The following is an 18820-nucleotide window of genomic DNA, read 5'->3' as shown; positions in this document are numbered from 1 at the left end:
AAAACCTAGCCGCCAGCTTGTTTTGGCCGGTAGCCATCCTTTTCCAGTGCTGCCATCGCAGCTGCCACCTGATCCCCTTGCAGCTCAATTACGCCATCTTTCAGGGTGCCGCCAGTGCCAGCAACTGCCTTGAGTTGCTTTAACAGCTGTTTTAGCTCCACTTCAGGAGCTGCCAATCCCTTGATCAGCGTTACAAGCTTGCCGCCTTTTCCCGCTTTAGTGCGCTGCACTCGAACTACCTGTTGGGCCTTTGGCAAAGCTTGAATATCAGGCCGCTGCAGGGCGCCCATATCACTGCTGAATTCCTGCCATGCCCCCTTGCGGGATTTTGATTCCATCTACCGCTCCAGGTTGCAAACCCCCTTTAATATTGACTATGGACATGCCTCCGATGAACCTAAATGTGGTGAATCTGCGTTTCGCAGATCCCCATGGCCCGGAAAGTTGCGCTGAAGTGGGCCTAAAACTAAATAATGCCCCCATCGGCCCAAAGGCCACGAGCACCTGCCGCCAAGGTAAGGGAGGCATTCTCATCGTTGAACCCTATGGCTGGCCACCCATAACCCCACCCGCTCCTTAGGCTGCAAGTAACTAAACGGCTGAACCGGTGATTTCAGTTGAATCTCTTTCAAAAGCGCAGCTAGATAAATCTGCGCGGCCAGATCAGCTCGGACGTTTTGGCCGTTTTGGTGGCCAATACGTGCCGGAAACTTTGATGCCAGCCCTAGCGGAATTAGAACGTGCGGCGACAGAGGCCTGGGCTGATCCAGCTTTTACAACCCGTTTAAATCACCTACTTAAAACTTATGTGGGTAGGGCAACCCCTCTTTACGAAGCGGAAAGACTCACCAGCCACTATTCAAGGCCCGATGGAGGCCCACGCATCTGGCTGAAAAGGGAAGACCTTAATCACACCGGTGCTCACAAAATTAATAACGCCCTCGGCCAAGCCTTGCTGGCTTTACGAATGGGTAAGAAGCGAATCATCGCTGAAACCGGCGCTGGTCAACACGGCGTTGCCACGGCCACGGTATGTGCCCGTTTCGGATTGGAGTGTGTGATTTATATGGGCGCTGAAGATATGCGGCGCCAATCATTAAATGTTTTTCGTATGCGCCTACTCGGAGCAACAGTGCAACCTGTTACGGCCGGCAGCGCCACCCTTAAAGATGCCACCAGCGAAGCAATTCGCGATTGGGTAACCAATGTTGAAAATACCCACTACATCCTCGGTTCAGTAGCTGGCCCCCATCCATATCCAATGCTCGTGAGAGATTTTCATGCCGTAATCGGCGAAGAAACAAAACGTCAATGCGCTGAAGCTTTTGGCCGCCTGCCTGATGTGTTGCTGGCCTGCGTTGGGGGAGGCTCAAACGCTATGGGTTTATTCCATCCTTTTGTGGGCGATACCAGCGTGCGCATGATTGGAGTTGAGGCCGCAGGCGATGGTGTTGCCACAGGCCGGCATGCCGCCACGATCACCCAGGGAAGGGTGGGGGTATTGCACGGAGCCATGAGCCTCTTATTACAAGATGAAGAAGGCCAAGTGATCGAAGCGCATTCAATTAGTGCAGGCCTCGATTACCCCGGAGTGGGGCCAGAACATAGCTATTTCAAGGAGATTGGCCGAGCTGAATACGGCGCCGTAACCGATCAAGAGGCCCTTACAGCCCTGCAACTTGTAAGCCAATTAGAAGGAATCATTCCAGCTCTTGAAACGGCCCATGCCTTTGCCTGGCTTGAAACCCTTTGCCCCACCCTGCCCGCCGGTAGCGAGGTGGTAATTAATTGCTCCGGCCGCGGCGATAAAGATGTAAATACCGTTGCTGAAGCCTTAGGAAAGCAAGCGCTCTAAACGTGCCGCCACACTGCGCACCGCAGCCTGGGCGGTGGCATAGGCCATCCGCATCGGCCCGATCAAAGCAACTCTGCCCTCTGCTCCACCTTTAGCCCGATAGGGGGCCTGCACCACCGCACAACCTTTTAAGGCGGGATCTGGATGTTCGGCGCCGATCCACACACCCCCAGGAGCCAACAATTCATGGGGATTAAGCAATTCATGGGGACGCTGCTCCACCAACTGCAGCAAGGGCCGCAAACTGGCGGTTTGGCTGAATTCAGGCTGGCCAAGCAAACCCGCTAATCCCATCGTGAGCGCACCCTCTGCCGAGCGATTACGGCGGCGGTTGTGGCTTTCCAGCGCTCTGCGTAATGGCGCCCCACTGCGCTGCAGTTGAGGTGGCAGAGATATCCAGGGGATTGAGCTGCCCCGCACCCCCGCTGGCTGTTCCAATTGTTCCGCCAACCAACGCTCCAGGGCCTCCAGTTGGCCAGCACCCTCCTCCGGTAAGCGCAGGTTGAGGCTGCTGGTAACAGCGGCGCTTTCCACTAAAAAAACCAACAAACGATCACCACTGGAAACCAAGCGCATCGCCTTAAGCCGCGGCTCGCCGCGCTGGGGCCGGGTAATCAAGCTCATCAAGCCAGTGAAATCTGCCAGCCGGCGTGCCAAGTGTTGCAATAAATCCTCAAGAGCAGCCCATTGCAGGCTTAATTCGGCCAGCTCTCGATCCAACTGTTGCGCCGCCGGGCCTGGCGCCGGTAGCAAGCAATCAACGTAGTGGCGATAACCCTTAGGGCTTGGCACCCGGCCGGCAGAGGGATGGGGCTGGGTTAATAAACCCTCTTGCTCTAGGGCTCCCATGGCAGATCGCACCGTGGCGGGGCTGGCATCTAGGCCAAAGCGTCGCACCAGGGTTTGGCTGCCCACTGGTTCCACCGTATCTACGTAGTGCCTCACCGTGGCCTGCAGAACTTGCTGCTGGCGACGTGGCAGTGGTTTCACAACTGTTGATCCAACCTTCGCTAATGCTACGAACTAACCGTGAAGTTCCAGCAAAGCGTTACCTAATAGCGGGGCACAGCGGAATCCACCTGCACGCTCCAAGCATCGATTCCCCCTTCTAAATTCCACACTTTTGTGTAGCCATGGGTTTCCATTAACCAGCAGGCAAATTGCCAGCTACGAATGCCGCCATGGCACATCACCACAAGATTTGGATCAGTGCCCAACAGTTGGGGCAAACTGCCAAGCCAGTTTTGCGAATCACTTAGCGGTAGATGCACAACTCCTGGCAATGCCGCAAGGGCCAGCTCTTCCAGCTCGCGCACATCAAGCAGCAACAGGGATTCCCCGGCTTCTAAACGCTGCGCCAGCTGCTTGGCTGAAACGGATTCGGGCAAGGCCATGGCGTACGGGGCAATCGTCTTCCAGGATGATGGATGCAACACCGCGCTCAAATTGCCGCGTTGTGGATAAATTCCGCCTCCCACCGATTTCCAGATTTACAGCGATCCTGCTGGCCATAAGCATTGGCCTAGCTGCCATTGGTATGGGCGGTTGGTGGTGGCTGCAACGCAGCAGTCCGTTGCATTTTCAAGCAGAACAATTGCATGAGCCCGCTGCTGCCAGGTTTTTACCCCGCAGTGCAAATCTGAGTTTCTATCTGCAACTAGATCCAAATCAATTGCCTGCCTACGGCCGTGCGGTGGCTCGTTCAAAGCAGCGAAATAGTGCAGCCAATGCCCTCACTAAACTGCGAGACGGTTTATTTGCCACTACTGGGCTTAATTACAACAACGAATTAAGCAACTGGATTGGCCCTGAGCTTGCTATCGCGCTCACGGCAAGCAGCAACAACCAAATCCAGCCCAGTTGGGTGCTTGCCCTCTCCAGCCGCACCTCAACGGGGGCAAGGGAATTCCTGCAAACTTTTTGGCAAACCCGCAGCCTCGCAGGTGGTGATCTCTCGATCAGCAGCTACAGGGGTCTTGGCCTGATCAGCAGCAGCAACCCTGAGGCCCCATTGGCAACCGCCTTAATCAACGATCAACTGGTGTTGGTTGCCTCAAGGCGTGATGCCCTAGAAGACGCCCTAGATAGCTCCCAGGTGGATGCACTGAATCAATCCAGTGATCCCCAACTCCAAAACTGGTTAAAGCAAAACCGCAAAGGGGTGGCATTGCTACGCAGTGATGCCACCGGCATCAGTCAATTGCTTGGGCTGCCGGCAAAGCTGGTGGCAGAAGAGCAAATGCAGCAATTAGTTGGATCTATTGCTGTGCAGGGCAGTGAATTGCAGCTGGCAGCACAAATCAGCACAGGGATTGATCGCAACGACCCCCCCCTGGGCGATCGAGCTAACCAATGGCTGCAGCAAATGCGCCACAGCGCTGATCAAATCAATATCAGCAACGCCAGCGGCAGCCTAAATTCATTTCTCACAGTGGCAGTAACGAAACCTGGGCCCCTGCTTAATGAATTGCAGCATCAAAACAAAGGCCCGCTACTGCTGGCGTTAATAAATAGCAACCAGTGGCTAGCTGCTACCGATGTAGCCAACCCGAGCCCAGAGGCTCTTAACCAACCCTTACACCTTGCTGGCTTTGATCCCACCAGTATCAACAGCATTGATGTGTGGAGTCGTTTATCCGGCCAAACCAACCGCGCTGGTGAACTAAAAGCAATTCTGGCTGGGGCCAGCGGCAGCAAGGCAAATGTGCGTTGGTGGAGCAACAACTTTGATGAATTGCAAAATCAATTACAAACAAAAGGGGTTAATAAAAAAGCACCATTTATCGATCCTCAAAGCGTTGCATTTTCTCAATTAGGGCCAAAACTAAGCAGAGATTTGCTGGGGCACTGGTCTTTTTGGCAAGGCTTACAACTCTTAGCCGCCCAACCGCTTAGCCCTGCAGTTAACGGTTTGGAGTACATGTTGGAGGAAGATAAAACCAGTCTTGATCTCAAGGCCACATTGCATTTCAGTTAACCCCATGGCTCGCGAACTTTTATTGATCCGCCATGGCATTGCCGTTGAACGGGGCAGCACCGCCACAGATGAAGAGCGGGCTCTCACCTCAGAAGGCAGGGCGCGCACGCGGCGGGTATTGGAGCGCTTAGAACGCTTGGGCCTTACCTGTGGCCCATTGGTAAGCAGCCCCTTGGTAAGGGCACGCCAAACCGGCGAACTTGCCCTTGAGCGAAAATTGGGGAATAGCCTTTCCTTTAGTAACTCCTTGGCACCAGGCCAAGACCCAATGCCACTGCTGCGGGAACTACTGGAGGAACCCTGGGAACGTGTTGGCCTTGTGGGCCATGAGCCAGATATGGGCCAACTGGCTAGCTATCTGTTGGGCTGCCAAACCCATAGCCTCCAGCTAAAAAAAGCCGGTGTTGCTCTACTGGCCTTAGATGAACCACTACTTGATCCTGGTGCTGCCCAATTGCGTCTGTTGTTAAGCCCCAAGGTGCTGCTAGACGGGGGCAAGGTGTAACAGATGGCTCTTGATAGCAGCGGTTTTAGTCCGGGTCTTGAAGGTATCCCCGCCACCCAATCAGCGATCAGCAATATCGATGGTCAGCGCGGGATTCTCAGTTATCGCGGCTACGACATCGCAGATCTCGCAGCCAAAAGCAGTTTTTTAGAAACTGCTTATTTATTAATTTGGGGCAGCTTGCCTGATCCAGAAAATTTGCGCGCTTTTCAGTACAACGTGCAAATGCATCGCCGGGTGAGCTTTCGCATCCGAGACATGATGAAGTGTTTCCCCGCCGGTGGCCATCCCATGGATGCCCTGCAGGCAAGCGCTGCATCGCTGGGGTTGTTTTACTCAAATCGAGCCTTAGATGATCCCGATTACATCAGCCAAGCGGTGGTGCGGCTATTAGCCAAGATCCCAACAATGCTGGCCGCTTTTCAGCTAATCCGCCGCGGCCAAGATCCAATTCAGCCCCGAGAGGATTTGCCCTACGCCTCAAATTTTTTATACATGCTCACCGAGCAGGAGCCAGATCCGCTTGCTGCCCGCATTTTTGATTCCTGCTTGGTGTTACACGCGGAACACACCCTTAATGCGAGCACCTTCAGCGCTCGGGTAACAGCTAGCACCCTCACAGATCCCTATGCAGTAATCGCATCTGCTGTGGGCACTCTGGCTGGGCCCCTCCATGGCGGCGCCAATGAAGACGTGCTGTTGATGCTGGAGCAGATCGGAACAGAAGATCGCGTGGAGGCTTACTTAGATCAAGCGATCGCCGAAAAACGCAAGGTTATGGGATTTGGCCATCGCGAATATCGAATTAAGGATCCCCGCGCCACGATCCTGCAAAAGCTCGCAGAACAGCTATTTGATCGCTTTGGCCACGACCGGATGTACGACGTAGCTCGCCGCTTTGAAACCCTTGCCACCGAACGCTTAGGCCCAAAAGGGATCTTTCCCAATGTGGATTTTTATTCCGGTTTGGTGTATCGCAAGCTTGGTATTCCTACCGATTTATTTACGCCTGTTTTTGCCATTGCAAGGGCTGCTGGATGGCTTGCCCATTGGCGCGAACAGCTGGGGGCAAATCGTATTTATCGACCCACCCAGATCTATACCGGCGAAATAAATCTGCCTTGGCTGCCCTTAGAGCAGCGTGGCGGCAACAACAAATAAACAACTAGGTCCACACTTGGGTAAGTTGCACTTATCGGATCGGAGCCATGGCCCCAGCCCCAGCCCTAACCCTTGATCTGGAATCAGGATTCCGCAGCCTGCTTGAAAGCGCTGGGGTAAGCCCTGGCGCCAGCAGGTTGCTTTGGTTGCCTTTACCAATGCTGCTGGTGCTTATTTCAGCAGTGGTGGGGGTGCTGGTAACCGTTTGGTTGGAGCGCAAAATTTCTGCTGCCGCCCAGCAGCGCATCGGCCCCGAATACGCCGGCGCCCTTGGCATTTTGCAGCCGATTGCCGATGGGCTCAAATTACTTTTTAAAGAAGATGTAGTTCCCGCTAGGGCAGACGGCCTGCTGTTCACCTTGGGCCCGGTGCTTGTGGTGGTGCCGGTGATCTTGTCTTGGCTTGTGGTGCCTTTTGGTCAACATTTGCTGATCAGCAATGTGGGGATCGGAATTTTTCTCTGGATTGCCCTCAGCAGCATTCAGCCGATCGGTTTATTGATGAGTGGCTACGCAAGCAATAACAAGTATTCATTGATCGGAGGCTTAAGGGCTGCAGCGCAGTCGATCAGCTACGAAATACCGCTTGCCCTTGCGGTGCTGGCGGTGGTGATGATGAGCAACTCCCTAAGCACCGTGGCGATCGTTGATCAACAAAACACCGCTGGAATTTTGAGCTGGAATATCTGGCGCCAACCGGTGGGATTTCTGGTGTTTTGGATTTGCGCCTTAGCTGAATGCGAACGCCTGCCCTTCGATCTACCGGAAGCGGAAGAGGAATTGGTAGCTGGATATCAAACCGAATATGCCGGCATGAAATTTGCCCTTTTTTATCTGGGCAGCTACATCAATCTGGTTTTATCGGCGCTGCTGGTGGTGGTGCTTTATTTGGGCGGTTGGGGCTTTCCGATCCCGGTAGAAACGCTGGCGAACTGGTTTGGTCAATCGGTAGACAACCCCGTTTTGCAGGTGTTTACAGGTGCCCTTGGCATCGTGATGACAGTGCTCAAGGCCTACTTGCTGGTGTTTATTGCGATCTTGCTGCGCTGGACGGTGCCACGGGTGCGGATTGATCAGCTGCTTAATTTTGGCTGGAAGTTCCTGCTCCCAATCGCGCTTGTAAATCTGCTTTTAACCGCTGCACTGAAGTTGGCGTTTCCAGCCATCATGGGTGGCATAAGCGCCTAGTTCTTTTTTGTTATTCCCCTCGCTGCCAATCCATGTTCGGCTTTCTTAAACAAGTAGGCGACTACACCAAAGATGCGGTAAGCGCCAGCCAGAACATCGCTCAGGGCTTATCCGTCACCTTTGATCACCTGCGCCGCAGGCCAATCACGGTTCAATATCCCTATGAAAAACTGATCCCTTCTGAGCGCTACCGCGGCCGCATCCACTTTGAATTTGATAAGTGCATTGCCTGTGAAGTGTGTGTGCGCGTATGCCCAATCAATTTGCCAGTGGTGGATTGGGTAATGAATAAAGCAACTAAGAAAAAAGAGTTGCGTAATTACTCGATCGATTTTGGGGTGTGTATTTTTTGTGGTAATTGCGTTGAGTATTGCCCAACCAATTGCCTATCAATGACAGAGGAATACGAGCTCGCCACATTTGATCGCCATAGCCTTAATTACGACAACGTTGCCCTTGGTCGCTTGCCCACCAGCGTTACCAGCGATCCTGCGGTAGTGGCCTTAAAAGAACTCGCCTATCTGCCTAAAGGTGAAATGGATCCCCACGGCGTTGATCCAACCAGGCCAAGGGCTGGAATTACGAAGGAGGAAGCCAGCTGATGCCACCAATTGCTGAACTCACAGAGCTAATTGTTTTTGTTTTCCTCGCCAGTGCAGTGGTAATCGGGGCACTTGGAGTTGTATTGCTACCAAACATTGTTTATGCCGCCTTCTTGCTAGGGGGCGTGTTTCTGGCGGTGGCTGGTCTTTATTTGATGCTTAATGCCAGCTTTATCGCAGCAGCCCAAGTGCTTATTTATGTGGGCGCGGTGAATGTGTTGATCCTTTTTGCGATCATGCTGGTCAACAAAAAAGAAGCGATGGCCGCCTCCCCTGGCACAGGCCTAAGACGCATTCTTTCCAGCGGGGTTTGCGTTGGCTTATTAATTCTTTTACTGCGGGTTGCATTCACTACACCTTGGGCTTTGCCGGGGCCAGCACCGATTGGAGAAGATGCTGTAATTCGCCTTGGTGAACACTTCTTTAGTGATTATCTGCTGCCATTTGAACTCGCTTCTGTTTTGCTGCTAATGGCAATGATTGGCGCGATTGTGCTTGCCCGCCGCGACGTATTTAGCACTGATGTGGGCACTGGAGAAGCGGTAGATCAAGCCTTAATTGAGAAAGCCCGCAGCCCATTACTTGTTGGCAAAAATATCAACCAAAAATCATTGGAAACCAACCCATGAACACAAGTTTCCTAGTTCCACTCGAGGCTTATCTCACGGTTGCAGCACTACTTTTTTGTATTGGTGTGTGGGGCTTAATCAATAGCCGTAACGCGGTGCGGGTACTGATGAGTATTGAACTGATGTTGAACGGCGTAAATATAAATTTGATGGCTTTTTCCAGCTACTTAGATGGCTACGAAATTCGCGGCCAAGTGTATGCAATTTTTGTAATCACAGTGGCAGCAGCAGAAGCTGCTGTGGGTTTAGCAATTTTGCTTTCTTTATATCGCAACCGTGACACGGTTGATATGGAGCAATTCAACCTGCTGCGTTGGTAGGTAGCTACATATGGAACTAAACCACGTATGGGTGGTGTTTCGCAGCGGTAGCCAAAGCGCCGAGCGCATGGCGCGCCGTTGTTCAGATTTATTACTTGAGCGTGGTTCTCAGGTCACGATTGCGATGAGTGGCCTAAACGCCAATCCCTTTCCAGGTTTACTTGCAGATGGAGCCTTGCCAAATTTGGTTTTGGTTCTTGGCGGAGATGGCACTGTGTTGGGGGCTGCCCGCTACCTAGGCCCCCTTGGCGTGCCATTGCTCAGTTTCAATGTTGGCGGCCATCTGGGTTTTCTTACCCACGAAAGTAGTTTGCTCAGCAGCTTGCTTGCGGATGCTGGCAATGGCCTTTGGCAAAGGTTGCTTGAGGGCCACTACGCCTTGGAGCAACGCTTGATGTTGCAGGCCAGCATCGACCGTGGCGATGGGGTTCCTGATAGTGGTGATCACCTAGACGATCAAGGCAAGCCTTGCCATCTAGCTTTAAACGATTTCTATATGCGGCCAGCCCAGGAAGAATCCTCCCCCACCTGCCGGCTAGAACTTGAGATCGATGCTGAAGTTGTGGGTCAATATCAAGGCGACGGCCTGATCATTGCTACCCCCACCGGTTCCACCGGATATGCAATGGCAGCAGGGGGGCCAATCCTGCACCCCTCGATCGATGCAATTGTTGTTAATCCGATTTGCCCAATGAGCTTGTCTAGCCGGCCAGTGGTGGTGCCACCTCGCTCAGTGCTAGCAATCTGGCCCCTTGGAGAAAGTGGCAGGCGCGTGAAGCTTTGGAAGGATGGGGCACTTGCCTCAGTGCTGGAACCCGGCGATCGCTGTGTAATCAAGCAAGCAGATCACCATGCCTTATTGCTTTCCCTTGATCAGCAACCCTCCTATTTCAAAAATCTCAGCCATAAGCTGCATTGGGCTGGCAGCCTCAGTGATGCCATGCCATCTCAAAACTGAAGCATCCAGATCAGCTAATGGGCTTAGAAATCGAAAGGCGTTTTTTAGTTGTAAATGATGGCTGGCGGCAATTTCTTCAATATTCAGAGCCACTGCAACAGGGCTACTTAAGCCAAGGCAGCAGTGGCTTCACCATAAGAGTGCGTTGCAGCGCACAAAAAGCCTGGCTCACCATCAAAGCCCCCACTGCTGATCCAGTGATACGCCATGAGTTCGAGCTGGCGATGCCGCTTGCGGAAGCTTTGCAACTTTTAGATTTAACCCCCTGCCGCATTAAAAAAACCAGGCATCATCTATTGCTGCCGGGCGGTGATTGGGTGATAGATGTGTTTGAAGCAGAAAATGCCGGTTTAATAATTGCAGAAGTTGAACTGCCAAAGGCCGATAGCCCTCTAGAAATCCCGCTTTGGTGTGGCGCGGAAATAAGTGATAGAGGTGAACTAAGTAATGCTGCTCTTGCCGTTAAACCCTGGAAATTCAGGCAACTTGAAGCAAAGATGTAGCAGGGAAATCTTTGGAAATATTCGCAAGATCAACGCCTAGAGCTACTAAAATCTGTTGTAACTGGGTGTTATTTAGTTCAGGGAATATCGGCAAACTAAGCACCTCTGCTGCCAACCGTTCGGTGATCGGCAAACTTCCAGGTTTGTAGCCGAGTTCGGCGTAAGCCGGCTGCCGATGAATTGGGATCGGGTAGTAAATGATTGTATTAACCCCTTGTTGTTGCAAATGAGCCTGCAACCAATTGCGGCAACGCCCTTCAGGTAATCCATGGCTAGCGCTTGTGGGGCAGGGGCTACAGCTTGAGTTGCCACAAGCGGCTGCCTCCATGGGGCAAGCGGGAATGCGCAATACAAATTGATTCCAACTATGGCCGATTGGGCCAGGATCGGGAACATGTAAGTGGGAAAAATCGCTAAGGGCAGCGAGGTAAGCGCTGGCGATAGCGCTACGCCGCTGGATCCACTCTTGCAAGCGCGGTAGTTTTACTAATAGCACCGCTGCTTGCAAAGCATCGAGGCGGCTGTTGTAGCCCAAGTTTGTATGTAAATAACGGCGTGGCATCCCATGCACTGCTAATTCCCTCACCTTTTGGGCTAACTCAGCATTTCCACAGGTAACGGCACCACCATCGCCAGCTGCGCCAAGATTTTTTGTAGGGAAAAAACTAAAACAACCAAGATCTCCCCAGCTGCCAACTGCTCGCCCCGCCCAGCTCGCTCCAGTGGCCTGGGCGCAATCTTCCACCACAAAGAGTTTGTGGCTTTGCGCCAACTGCATCAGCCGCTCCATATCAACCGGGCGGCCAAATAAATGCACAGGCAGTATCGCTTTAGTGGCTGGAGTGATAGCAGCTTCCACTTGATCAAGATCTATTAGGTATGAATCTGGATCTACATCTACAAAAACTGGTTTTGCTCCCACGGCGCTAATCGCCTCAGCAGTGGCAAAAAAACTAAAAGAACTTGTGATCACCTCATCGCCAATCCCCACATCGAGGGCCCTTAGGGCTAGGACCAGAGCGTCGGTGCCGCTGTTACAACCAATTGCGTGGGCAACACCGCAGGACGCCGCAAAAGCCTCTTCAAATTTGGCGATAAGCGGCCCGCCGATGTATTGCCCACTACGCAACACCTGTAATACCGCCTGATCAAGCTCCTCCCCCAGCTCGGCCAGCTGAACACTCAGATCAAAAGGAGGAATTGCCATAAAGCACAGCTTAAATGCTTCTGGGTTGCTAATTGACGTTGCCAAATGAATGCACCATGGAGAGCCATAGCCGTTAGCGGTGCACTGATCCTTGTGGCTGTTATCAGCGCCGGGAAATTGCCTTTGGCTTGGAAAACATATCCACTCAGCCGCCAAGACCGCCACGACGGCCTTGCCGTTGTGAACCAACCCAACGGTTACGGGCTACATATCTGGATTGAAACAAACACAAACGAAGCTGGGGTTTGCAAACCCCGCTGGAATGTTGATGCCGCCAGACTTTTTAATGGCAATGGCTCTGCTCCTTTTAGCTCTGGGCTAGCTAGCAGAGGCGAATTTTTTGAAGCCGTAAGCCACTGGCACATAAAAAATCAGCTGCGCCGCGAAAGTGAGGCTCTATGCAAAGCGCGCGCGCCGGAATCAAAATTTATATGGCTTACGCCACCGCGCCGTGCTGCAGAAGTGGTTGTTGAACCATTGCCAACCCTTAAACAACAAGACCTGTTGCCCGATCCAAGCCAGATTCGCCAGGAGGAAGAAAAAATGCTTGGGGGTGATCAGTTATAGGCACTTGGGGGGGAACTATCTATGGAGATCAGCTTGAAAATTGCTGTTGCAGCAGGGGTTGTGCCTGTTTCCAAAACCGAGTGAATCGCCTTAATAAATAAGGAGTTTCTAGAACCACAAAAGGATCTACCGCCAACTGCTCTACCTCTAGATGCTGCCCCAATGCAGTAATTATTTTTTGCAAATAGGGATCTTGCGGAGTTTGGGTTACAACCCCGTCACAACCGCAGCGGGCGGCAAATTCCAAAATTTCAGCTGCCGGATCACCATTGCGCAGCACCACTGGCACTTCCAGCAGGCTTTCAAATACAAAACCCAAACGTTTCAAACCAATCCCCTCCGCCTCAAGCCGCGCCGTGTTGAATACAAATAAAGCGGGCGCTTGGGGCCATGCCTGCCATACCGGATTCGCAGGACCTAAACCTTCAGCATGAATCCAAAGCAAAGGGTTTTTAAATTTAAAAGTTGAATTAGGTGCTGACTGGGATTTAGATGAAGTTGTTGATTCAAATTCAAACGAGGGGAGGGGTGGTTGCAACTGTGATTGATCATCTAAAATATTGGTAGTTTGGAAAAGCTTTTTCTGCAGCTCTTCGTAGCTGGCATCAAACAAGCAATTGGATGCTGCAGGGCAACTATTACAGAATTTATTTCCAGCATATTTTTCTAAATTTTCGCGATTAAATATATAAGGTTTAGAGCTAAAACAACTCGCCACCCATTGCCAACTGAGGTTATTACTGGCGGGATCAGCATCGATTAAATGCTGTAGAAACCAGTAAGCACCTGCCTGCCAGCTAATGCGGCGCCAGTGCACTAAATAGGAAGCAAGCCACATTCGCGCATGATTATGGAGCCAGCCGGTGCTAACAAGTTGCTGCTGGAATGCATCAATACAGGCGAGACCAGTTTCACCATTAAGCACATCTATGGGTAAAACTGGGTTATAGCTTTCGGGAAGATGGCCAGTTTTGAGTAATTCAATATCTTGCCAAATTTGATCTCCGCGCTGCTGCCACACCCGCTGCCAAAATTCACGCCAAGCCAATTCACTAATAAATTTCTCTTGATCGCGCCACGGGCGTTTCTGGCTGATCAGCCAATCTTTAAGTTCTGCCAAACCGAGCAGCCCGTGGCGCACGTAAGGGGAAAGTTGGCTAACGGCGCCATGTAAAAAGTTGCGGCTGCGGTTGTACGCAACGGGATCCAACCTTCGCAAAACTAATTCCGCTGCCTTACGGCCCCCAGGCACTGGGCTAAGGCCAGCATCAATGAGTGCTGCAGCAGGGAACTGCTGGCGCAGAAATTGCTCTAAGGCATTGCGATCAGCAAAACCACGAATTAAGTCGCCCGTTGCGGGCAAAGGTAGGGATCGGTGCACTGCCATACCGCCATGCTGCCGCCGCTGGGGGAGAATCGCTCAATCCTTGGTGCCTTTTCCATGCTCCTTGATCTCCGCGGTAAGAAAGCCCTCGTTACTGGTATTGCCAATAACAAGTCGATTGCTTGGGGGATTGCTCAGCAGCTCCATAGGGCCGGCTGTGAACTAGGGGTTACCTACTTGCCAGATGAAAAGGGCAGATTTGAAGGCAAGGTGCGCGAACTTACAGCGCCGCTAAGCCCAAGCTTGTTTGAACCCCTCAATGTGCAAGATCCAGCCCAAATCGAAGCGGTATTCAAGCGGGTAGCTGAACAATGGGGCTCTATTGATGTGCTGGTGCATTGCCTTGCATTTGCAGGCAAAGAGGAACTAATTGGTGATTACAGCGCCATCAGTCCTGAAGGTTTTAATAGAGCACTAGAGGTGAGTGCCTATTCGTTGGCACCGCTGTGCCGCTTTGCTAAACCACTATTCAATCCAGGTGCCAGCGTAATCACTTTGAGCTACCTTGGGAGTGAACGTGCAATACCTAACTACAACGTAATGGGTGTTGCCAAAGCGGCCCTTGAAGCATCTGTGCGTTATCTAGCAGCAGAACTAGGCCCCGAAAAGCAAGTGCGGGTAAATGCAATTAGCGCAGGCCCGATTCGCACTTTAGCAAGCAGTGCCATTGGCGGAATATTAGACATGATCCACAACGTGGAAGAAAAGGCCCCATTACGCCGCACAGTGAGCCAAGAAGAAGTTGGCAGCACCGCTGCATTTCTTGCCAGCTCGTTGAGTTCAGGTATCACCGGCCAAACAATTTACGTGGATGCCGGTTACTGCATCACTGGGATGTGAGCTCGGTGCATTTAAAATAGATTAAATATTCGCAGAACCCAGCCAATCAATTTCGCCGGAATCAAGATAATAGTGGCCAGTTTCTACAAGTAATGAGCCAAATCTAAATTGCATGTGTACCTGCATATCATAAAGTCACTCGAGTATCGACACAGCAGAGCACCGCTGCTATTTAGTGCTGCCATGGGGTACTGACATGGGGTGCTGCAACGTTTATGCCCTTCTAATAGCCTCTCAAATACTTGCTTTGGATTTTGAGGAAAATTTTCTTTTTGTTGCTGTAAAGCTGAAGTTGCAATGAAAGGCTAAGATTCATCTAAACATCCCAACTAATCATGTTCCATCCAGTGGGCCGCTGGTCTTACCTGGCGATGGGTTAGCTGATAATTAAATCCATGAAGATAGAAATATTATTTGCCTTAACACTCTGCTTGGCCAGCGCGCCTTTGGCTTCAAACATTGCAAAGGAAATTCTTCCAGAAATTTTATTGCCGTTGCTTGGAATATCTGTTTCAGTGTTCACTGCATTTAGAAATACCCAGGCCTACAATCGCTGGTGGGAAGCGCGAATCCTTTGGGGTGGGCTAATAGTTTGTAGCCGCAATTAGCGCAATGGCTTACTTGCATTGTTGCCAAATGATAGGATCAAAGAGCAAGACTTAATCAATCTTCTCGGCTTACAAGTTCTACTTACCTGGACTGTAAATAGAGAGCTTGGGGGGGGTTCTTTCCATCCAAGATGCGCCAACAATGTGAGTGATTTGCAATATCAACAAGGTATTACTAATAATAATTGTAGCAGTCAAGAATTAATGCAAATTTTAGCTGCCAAGCTTCTTGATTTAAGCGATTGTAATCGCATTGATGGTTTTGGGCGTCTCCACCTGTTAGATATTCAACGAGATACCAGCAATGCTATTGGCGGCCTTGAGCGCATTCGCAATCAACCCCTACCAGCTTCCTATGACTTGTTTATAAGATGTATTGTTTGGGTTTTTGGCTATTTATTATTTCTCCGCCTTGACTCAATGCATGAGCCTACTGGTGCTTTTATTGGCTTCATCTCCTTTATTGGATTTATAATTGCAGAACGGCTTGGTGCCTACACCGAAAATCCATTTGAAGATGGGCTTTATGGTTTACCAATAAATCGTATCTGTGCCACGATAAGTGGAAATCTGCTTTCAATTGATCACCCTCTTGCCACTCCACCCCAGAATCAAGCTTCACTGATCTGGACCTAACACCATGACAATTCAACGTATAGGCCAGGTGCATCGCGTTACCGGCGAAACTAATGTTCAAGTGCAGCTAAATCTCGATGGCTCAGGCCAATGCGAGGTGGACAGCGGGGTGGCATTTCTTGATCACATGCTGCATCAATTAGCAAGCCACGGACTGCTAGACCTACAAATCAAGGCTTCAGGTGATACCCATATCGATGATCACCACAGCAATGAAGATGTCGGCATAGCAGTGGGGCAAGCTCTAGCGAAAGCCCTAGGTGATCGACGCGGCATTCAACGCTTTGGGCATTTTGTGGCGCCCCTAGATGAGGCCCTAGTGCAGGTGGTTCTTGATTGCAGCGGCAGGCCCCATTTGAGCTATGGCTTGAAAATCCCCGCCGCTCGAATCGGTAGTTACGACACTGAACTGGTAAAAGAATTTTTTGTAGCAGTAACAAATAATTCCGGACTCACCCTTCATATTCGCCAATTAGATGGCGTTAATTCACACCATCTAGTAGAAGCATGTTTTAAAGCATTTGCAAGAGCGCTGCGGCTGGCGGTAGAGATTGATCCGCGCCGCGCTGGCAATGTGCCCAGCAGCAAGGGCATTTTAGAAAAAGCAGGCCAAAGCCCCACTTAACAGTCTGTTACGCGAAGATATCCAGGTGCCAGCTGAGCTGCTTCCCAATGACTGCTACCTATAACCGCACCGATTGGGCTAGCGCCTTTCGCAATGTGGGCCAAGAACTGAGTGATGTACCGGTAAAAGCCAGTAGTGGCTGCATCCCAGAAGCATTAATTGGCACGCTTTATCGCAACGGCCCTGGCCGCCTAGAGCGGGGCGGGCAATGGGTACACCACCCCTTTGATGGCGATGGCATGATTACGGCGCTGAAATTTGATCGCCAAGGCGTTTCATTAACCAATCGCTTTGTGCGCACTGAAGGCTGGCTCGCTGAAGAAAAAGCAGACAAGGTTTTATATCGAGGCGTATTCGGCAGCCAAAAGCCAGGCGGGGTACTTGCAAACGCTTTTGATTTACGCCTAAAAAATATTGCTAACACCCATGTGGTGCAACTTGGTGATCAATTGCTGGCCCTTTGGGAAGCAGCCGAACCCCATGCCATGGATCCTGTAAGTCTTGAAACCAAGGGAATTTCGTTACTTGATGGTGTTTTGCGTGATGGGGAAGCTTTCAGCGCCCATCCCCGTTTTGATCCAGGTCACCATGGCACCCCAAGAATGGTCACATTTGGCGTAAAAAGTGGGCCGCGTAGCACCATCCGCCTGATGGAATTTGCAACAGTTGATGATCCAAGCAGTGGCATTAAAGCAGGAAATTTATTACATGATCGCAGCGATAACTTTCCTGGTTTTGCCTTCTTGCACGACTTTGCAATAACACCTAATTGGGCTATTTTTCTGCAAAATGCAATTTCATTTAATCCCTTACCTTTCGTATTTGGCACTAAAGGTGCTGCACAATGTTTGCAATCAAAACCGGGAGGTATTGCTCAATTCTGGTTGTTGCCTAGAGCTGAAGGTAAATACGCAGGCGAAAAACCAAGGGTGATTCCCGCACCTGAAGGATTTGTATTCCACCATTTAAATGCCTGGGAGGAAGAGGATAATGTAGTAGTTGAGAGTATTTATTACAGCGACTTTCCATCAATTGGTCCAGACCAAGACTTTCAAGAGATCGATTTTAATTTAATTCCAGAGGGCTTGCTAGAGCGCTGTATTATTAACCTCAAATCAAATTCTGTTGAGTGCCAGAGATTAAGTGAGCGCTGTTGTGAATTCGCAATGGTAAATCCAAATAATGAAGGCATAAAATCCAGCTACTGCTGGATGGCAGTGGCAGATAAAGAGCAGGGAAATGATCCATTACAAGCAATTAAAAAGCTAGATCTAAATAATGGCGAAAAATTTATCTGGAGCGCAGCCCCAAGGGGTTTTGTAAGCGAGCCAATAATGGTACCGAGGGCTGGTGCGATCAAAGAAGATGATGGCTGGATTCTATGTGTTGTTTGGAATGGAGCCCGTTGCGCCAGTGATTTAGTAATACTTAATGCGAATGATTTAAGCGAGCAGGCGGTATTAGAGCTTCCCTTAGCAATTCCCCATGGTTTACATGGCAGCTGGGTTGATGCCTAGCAACAACTCCAATTTAGGAAGTAATTTTTTAAATGCTTTACCGCGATGGCCGTATGTTGCTTTTGTTTCTTTATCTATTTCAGCATAACTAAGCTCAAGTTCTGGAATTAAAAATATCGGATCATAGCCAAAGCCCCCATCGCCCCTCGCCGCAATGAGTATCTCTCCGGAGCAGCTACCTTGAGCTTCTAAAATAATATTACCAGCAGGGTTAGCAATAGCCAATGCGGCAACAAATTCAGCTTTTCGATTATAACTTGAATTGGTTTTCATAGCTTTTTCAAGTTCATTTAATAATTTATTAATCCGATCAAAGTCCGTGGCTGCATAGCGAGCTGAATGTATACCGGGATCGCCGCCAAGGGCATCAACACTTAAACCTGAATCATCGGCAAGGGCCCATTGCTTAGTTGCGATTGCAACAGCTTGCGCTTTAAGGCGTGCGTTTTCTGCAAAAGTAGCTCCGGTTTCTTCTACATTTAGATTGAGCGGTTGCGCAGAAATATCAAGGGGAAGATGCGCTAATAAGGATTCAAATTCTCTCAATTTGCCTGCATTAGCGCTTGCGATTACGAGCTTATTAAATATCATCAAAACCACTTCACTAAGGAAGCGTAAAGCCTGAGGTGTTCAAGTGTTTTAAATCAAGCATCACTATGCTCAACCAACCCAACAATGCAAGACCTCCAAGCCCAGCAAGAGCAATTAATGGGCCGGCCCATGGAGCTTTTGGCTTGCG

21 protein-coding genes and 1 pseudogene are annotated in these 18820 nt (G+C 50.6%); 16 read left to right on the top strand and 6 right to left on the bottom strand.

The window, feature by feature from the left end; all coding sequences use genetic code 11:
* Window positions 1-5: 5 nt before the first annotated feature.
* Entirely contained in the window at window positions 6-338 is a 333-nt protein-coding gene (locus AC2JC8_RS05665) for a translation initiation factor (RefSeq protein ID WP_484400127.1), read from the bottom strand.
* Between the two features lie 38 nt (window positions 339-376).
* Here AC2JC8_RS05665 and AC2JC8_RS05660 point away from each other — a divergent pair, with 38 nt between their 5' ends.
* Window positions 377-580: a hypothetical protein gene (locus AC2JC8_RS05660; protein WP_481930934.1), complete on the top strand. Its 204-nt coding sequence runs from the start codon at window positions 377-379 to the stop codon at window positions 578-580.
* Window positions 581-607: 27 nt separating this feature from the next.
* A complete protein-coding gene (gene trpB, locus AC2JC8_RS05655) occupies window positions 608-1855 on the top strand; it encodes a tryptophan synthase subunit beta (protein WP_484594328.1) in 1248 nt (415 codons plus the stop codon).
* Here trpB and AC2JC8_RS05650 read toward each other — a convergent pair.
* Window positions 1835-2845: an HrcA family transcriptional regulator gene (locus tag AC2JC8_RS05650; RefSeq protein ID WP_484400131.1), complete on the bottom strand. Its 1011-nt coding sequence runs from the start codon at window positions 2843-2845 to the stop codon at window positions 1835-1837. The two genes, trpB and AC2JC8_RS05650, sit on opposite strands and share 21 nt — an antisense overlap.
* A 62-nt stretch (window positions 2846-2907) precedes the next feature.
* Window positions 2908-3249 carry a rhodanese-like domain-containing protein gene (locus AC2JC8_RS05645; protein WP_484594327.1) on the bottom strand — a complete coding sequence of 114 codons (342 nt, stop codon included), beginning with the start codon at window positions 3247-3249 and terminating at the stop codon, window positions 2908-2910.
* A gap of 62 nt (window positions 3250-3311) precedes the next feature.
* Here AC2JC8_RS05645 and AC2JC8_RS05640 point away from each other — a divergent pair, with 62 nt between their 5' ends.
* The 9 genes from AC2JC8_RS05640 to AC2JC8_RS05600 are packed head-to-tail and all read left to right on the top strand — an operon-like array spanning window position 3312 to window position 10697.
* A complete protein-coding gene (locus tag AC2JC8_RS05640) occupies window positions 3312-4832 on the top strand; it encodes a DUF3352 domain-containing protein (protein WP_484419957.1) in 1521 nt (506 codons plus the stop codon).
* A 4-nt stretch (window positions 4833-4836) separates the two neighbouring features.
* Window positions 4837-5337 carry a phosphohistidine phosphatase SixA gene (gene sixA, locus AC2JC8_RS05635; protein ID WP_481930936.1) on the top strand — a complete coding sequence of 167 codons (501 nt, stop codon included), beginning with the start codon at window positions 4837-4839 and terminating at the stop codon, window positions 5335-5337.
* Between the two features lie 3 nt (window positions 5338-5340).
* Entirely contained in the window at window positions 5341-6498 is a 1158-nt protein-coding gene (locus AC2JC8_RS05630; RefSeq protein WP_484400136.1) for a citrate synthase, read from the top strand.
* A 47-nt stretch (window positions 6499-6545) separates the two neighbouring features.
* Window positions 6546-7685 (top strand): NADH-quinone oxidoreductase subunit NuoH, encoded by a 1140-nt coding sequence (gene nuoH / locus AC2JC8_RS05625; RefSeq protein ID WP_484400137.1) that lies wholly within the window; start codon window positions 6546-6548, stop codon window positions 7683-7685.
* 32 nt (window positions 7686-7717) lie between these two features.
* The gene (gene ndhI, locus AC2JC8_RS05620) at window positions 7718-8287 is read left to right on the top strand and encodes an NAD(P)H-quinone oxidoreductase subunit I (protein ID WP_255131522.1); all 570 of its coding nucleotides are present in this window, start codon (window positions 7718-7720) and stop codon (window positions 8285-8287) included.
* Complete coding sequence (locus tag AC2JC8_RS05615) at window positions 8287-8916, top strand: NADH-quinone oxidoreductase subunit J (RefSeq protein ID WP_255131523.1); 630 nt, start codon at window positions 8287-8289, stop codon at window positions 8914-8916. Before ndhI ends, AC2JC8_RS05615 begins: the two co-directional genes overlap by 1 nt.
* Complete coding sequence (gene nuoK / locus AC2JC8_RS05610) at window positions 8913-9236, top strand: NADH-quinone oxidoreductase subunit NuoK (RefSeq protein ID WP_255131524.1); 324 nt, start codon at window positions 8913-8915, stop codon at window positions 9234-9236. Before AC2JC8_RS05615 ends, nuoK begins: the two co-directional genes overlap by 4 nt.
* 10 nt (window positions 9237-9246) lie before the next feature.
* A complete protein-coding gene (locus tag AC2JC8_RS05605; protein WP_484400138.1) occupies window positions 9247-10194 on the top strand; it encodes an NAD(+) kinase in 948 nt (315 codons plus the stop codon).
* A gap of 17 nt (window positions 10195-10211) precedes the next feature.
* Window positions 10212-10697, top strand: coding sequence for a CYTH domain-containing protein (locus AC2JC8_RS05600; RefSeq protein WP_295475009.1), 486 nt, complete (start codon window positions 10212-10214; stop codon window positions 10695-10697).
* On the opposite strand, the gene AC2JC8_RS05595 is transcribed toward AC2JC8_RS05600, so the two are convergent.
* Window positions 10672-11904, bottom strand: a complete 1233-nt coding sequence (locus AC2JC8_RS05595; RefSeq protein WP_484594326.1) for a DegT/DnrJ/EryC1/StrS family aminotransferase — start codon at window positions 11902-11904, stop codon at window positions 10672-10674. The genes AC2JC8_RS05600 and AC2JC8_RS05595 overlap by 26 nt on opposite strands.
* Window positions 11905-11949: 45 nt before the next feature.
* On the opposite strand from AC2JC8_RS05595, the gene AC2JC8_RS05590 reads away from it, so the two are divergent.
* On the top strand, window positions 11950-12471 hold the full coding sequence (locus tag AC2JC8_RS05590; protein ID WP_484594325.1) for a hypothetical protein: 522 nt from the start codon (window positions 11950-11952) through the stop codon (window positions 12469-12471).
* 28 nt (window positions 12472-12499) lie between these two features.
* Here AC2JC8_RS05590 and AC2JC8_RS05585 read toward each other — a convergent pair whose 3' ends face one another.
* Window positions 12500-13852 (bottom strand): FAD-binding domain-containing protein, encoded by a 1353-nt coding sequence (locus AC2JC8_RS05585; RefSeq protein ID WP_484594324.1) that lies wholly within the window; start codon window positions 13850-13852, stop codon window positions 12500-12502.
* Between the two features lie 60 nt (window positions 13853-13912).
* Here AC2JC8_RS05585 and fabI point away from each other — a divergent pair, with 60 nt between their 5' ends.
* The 4 genes and pseudogenes from fabI (at window position 13913) to AC2JC8_RS05565 (ending at window position 18081) form a co-directional block, all read left to right on the top strand.
* Complete coding sequence (gene fabI, locus AC2JC8_RS05580; RefSeq protein WP_484400144.1) at window positions 13913-14695, top strand: enoyl-ACP reductase FabI; 783 nt, start codon at window positions 13913-13915, stop codon at window positions 14693-14695.
* Between the two features lie 395 nt (window positions 14696-15090).
* Window positions 15091-15939, top strand: a pseudogene (locus tag AC2JC8_RS05575) (bestrophin family protein).
* Window positions 15940-15943: 4 nt separating this feature from the next.
* Window positions 15944-16564 carry an imidazoleglycerol-phosphate dehydratase HisB gene (gene hisB / locus AC2JC8_RS05570; RefSeq protein ID WP_484400145.1) on the top strand — a complete coding sequence of 207 codons (621 nt, stop codon included), beginning with the start codon at window positions 15944-15946 and terminating at the stop codon, window positions 16562-16564.
* A gap of 47 nt (window positions 16565-16611) precedes the next feature.
* Window positions 16612-18081, top strand: coding sequence for a carotenoid oxygenase family protein (locus AC2JC8_RS05565; protein WP_484594323.1), 1470 nt, complete (start codon window positions 16612-16614; stop codon window positions 18079-18081).
* Here the strand turns inward: AC2JC8_RS05565 and rdgB are convergent.
* Window positions 18055-18672, bottom strand: a complete 618-nt coding sequence (rdgB, locus tag AC2JC8_RS05560; RefSeq protein ID WP_484400148.1) for an RdgB/HAM1 family non-canonical purine NTP pyrophosphatase — start codon at window positions 18670-18672, stop codon at window positions 18055-18057. The two genes, AC2JC8_RS05565 and rdgB, sit on opposite strands and share 27 nt — an antisense overlap.
* Window positions 18673-18820 lie beyond the last annotated feature (148 nt).

The sequence above is a fragment of the Synechococcus sp. genome, from assembly GCF_982614295.1.
Note: the sequence above shows the minus strand (reverse complement) of the source record. Positions and strands in the feature narration are given on the sequence as shown.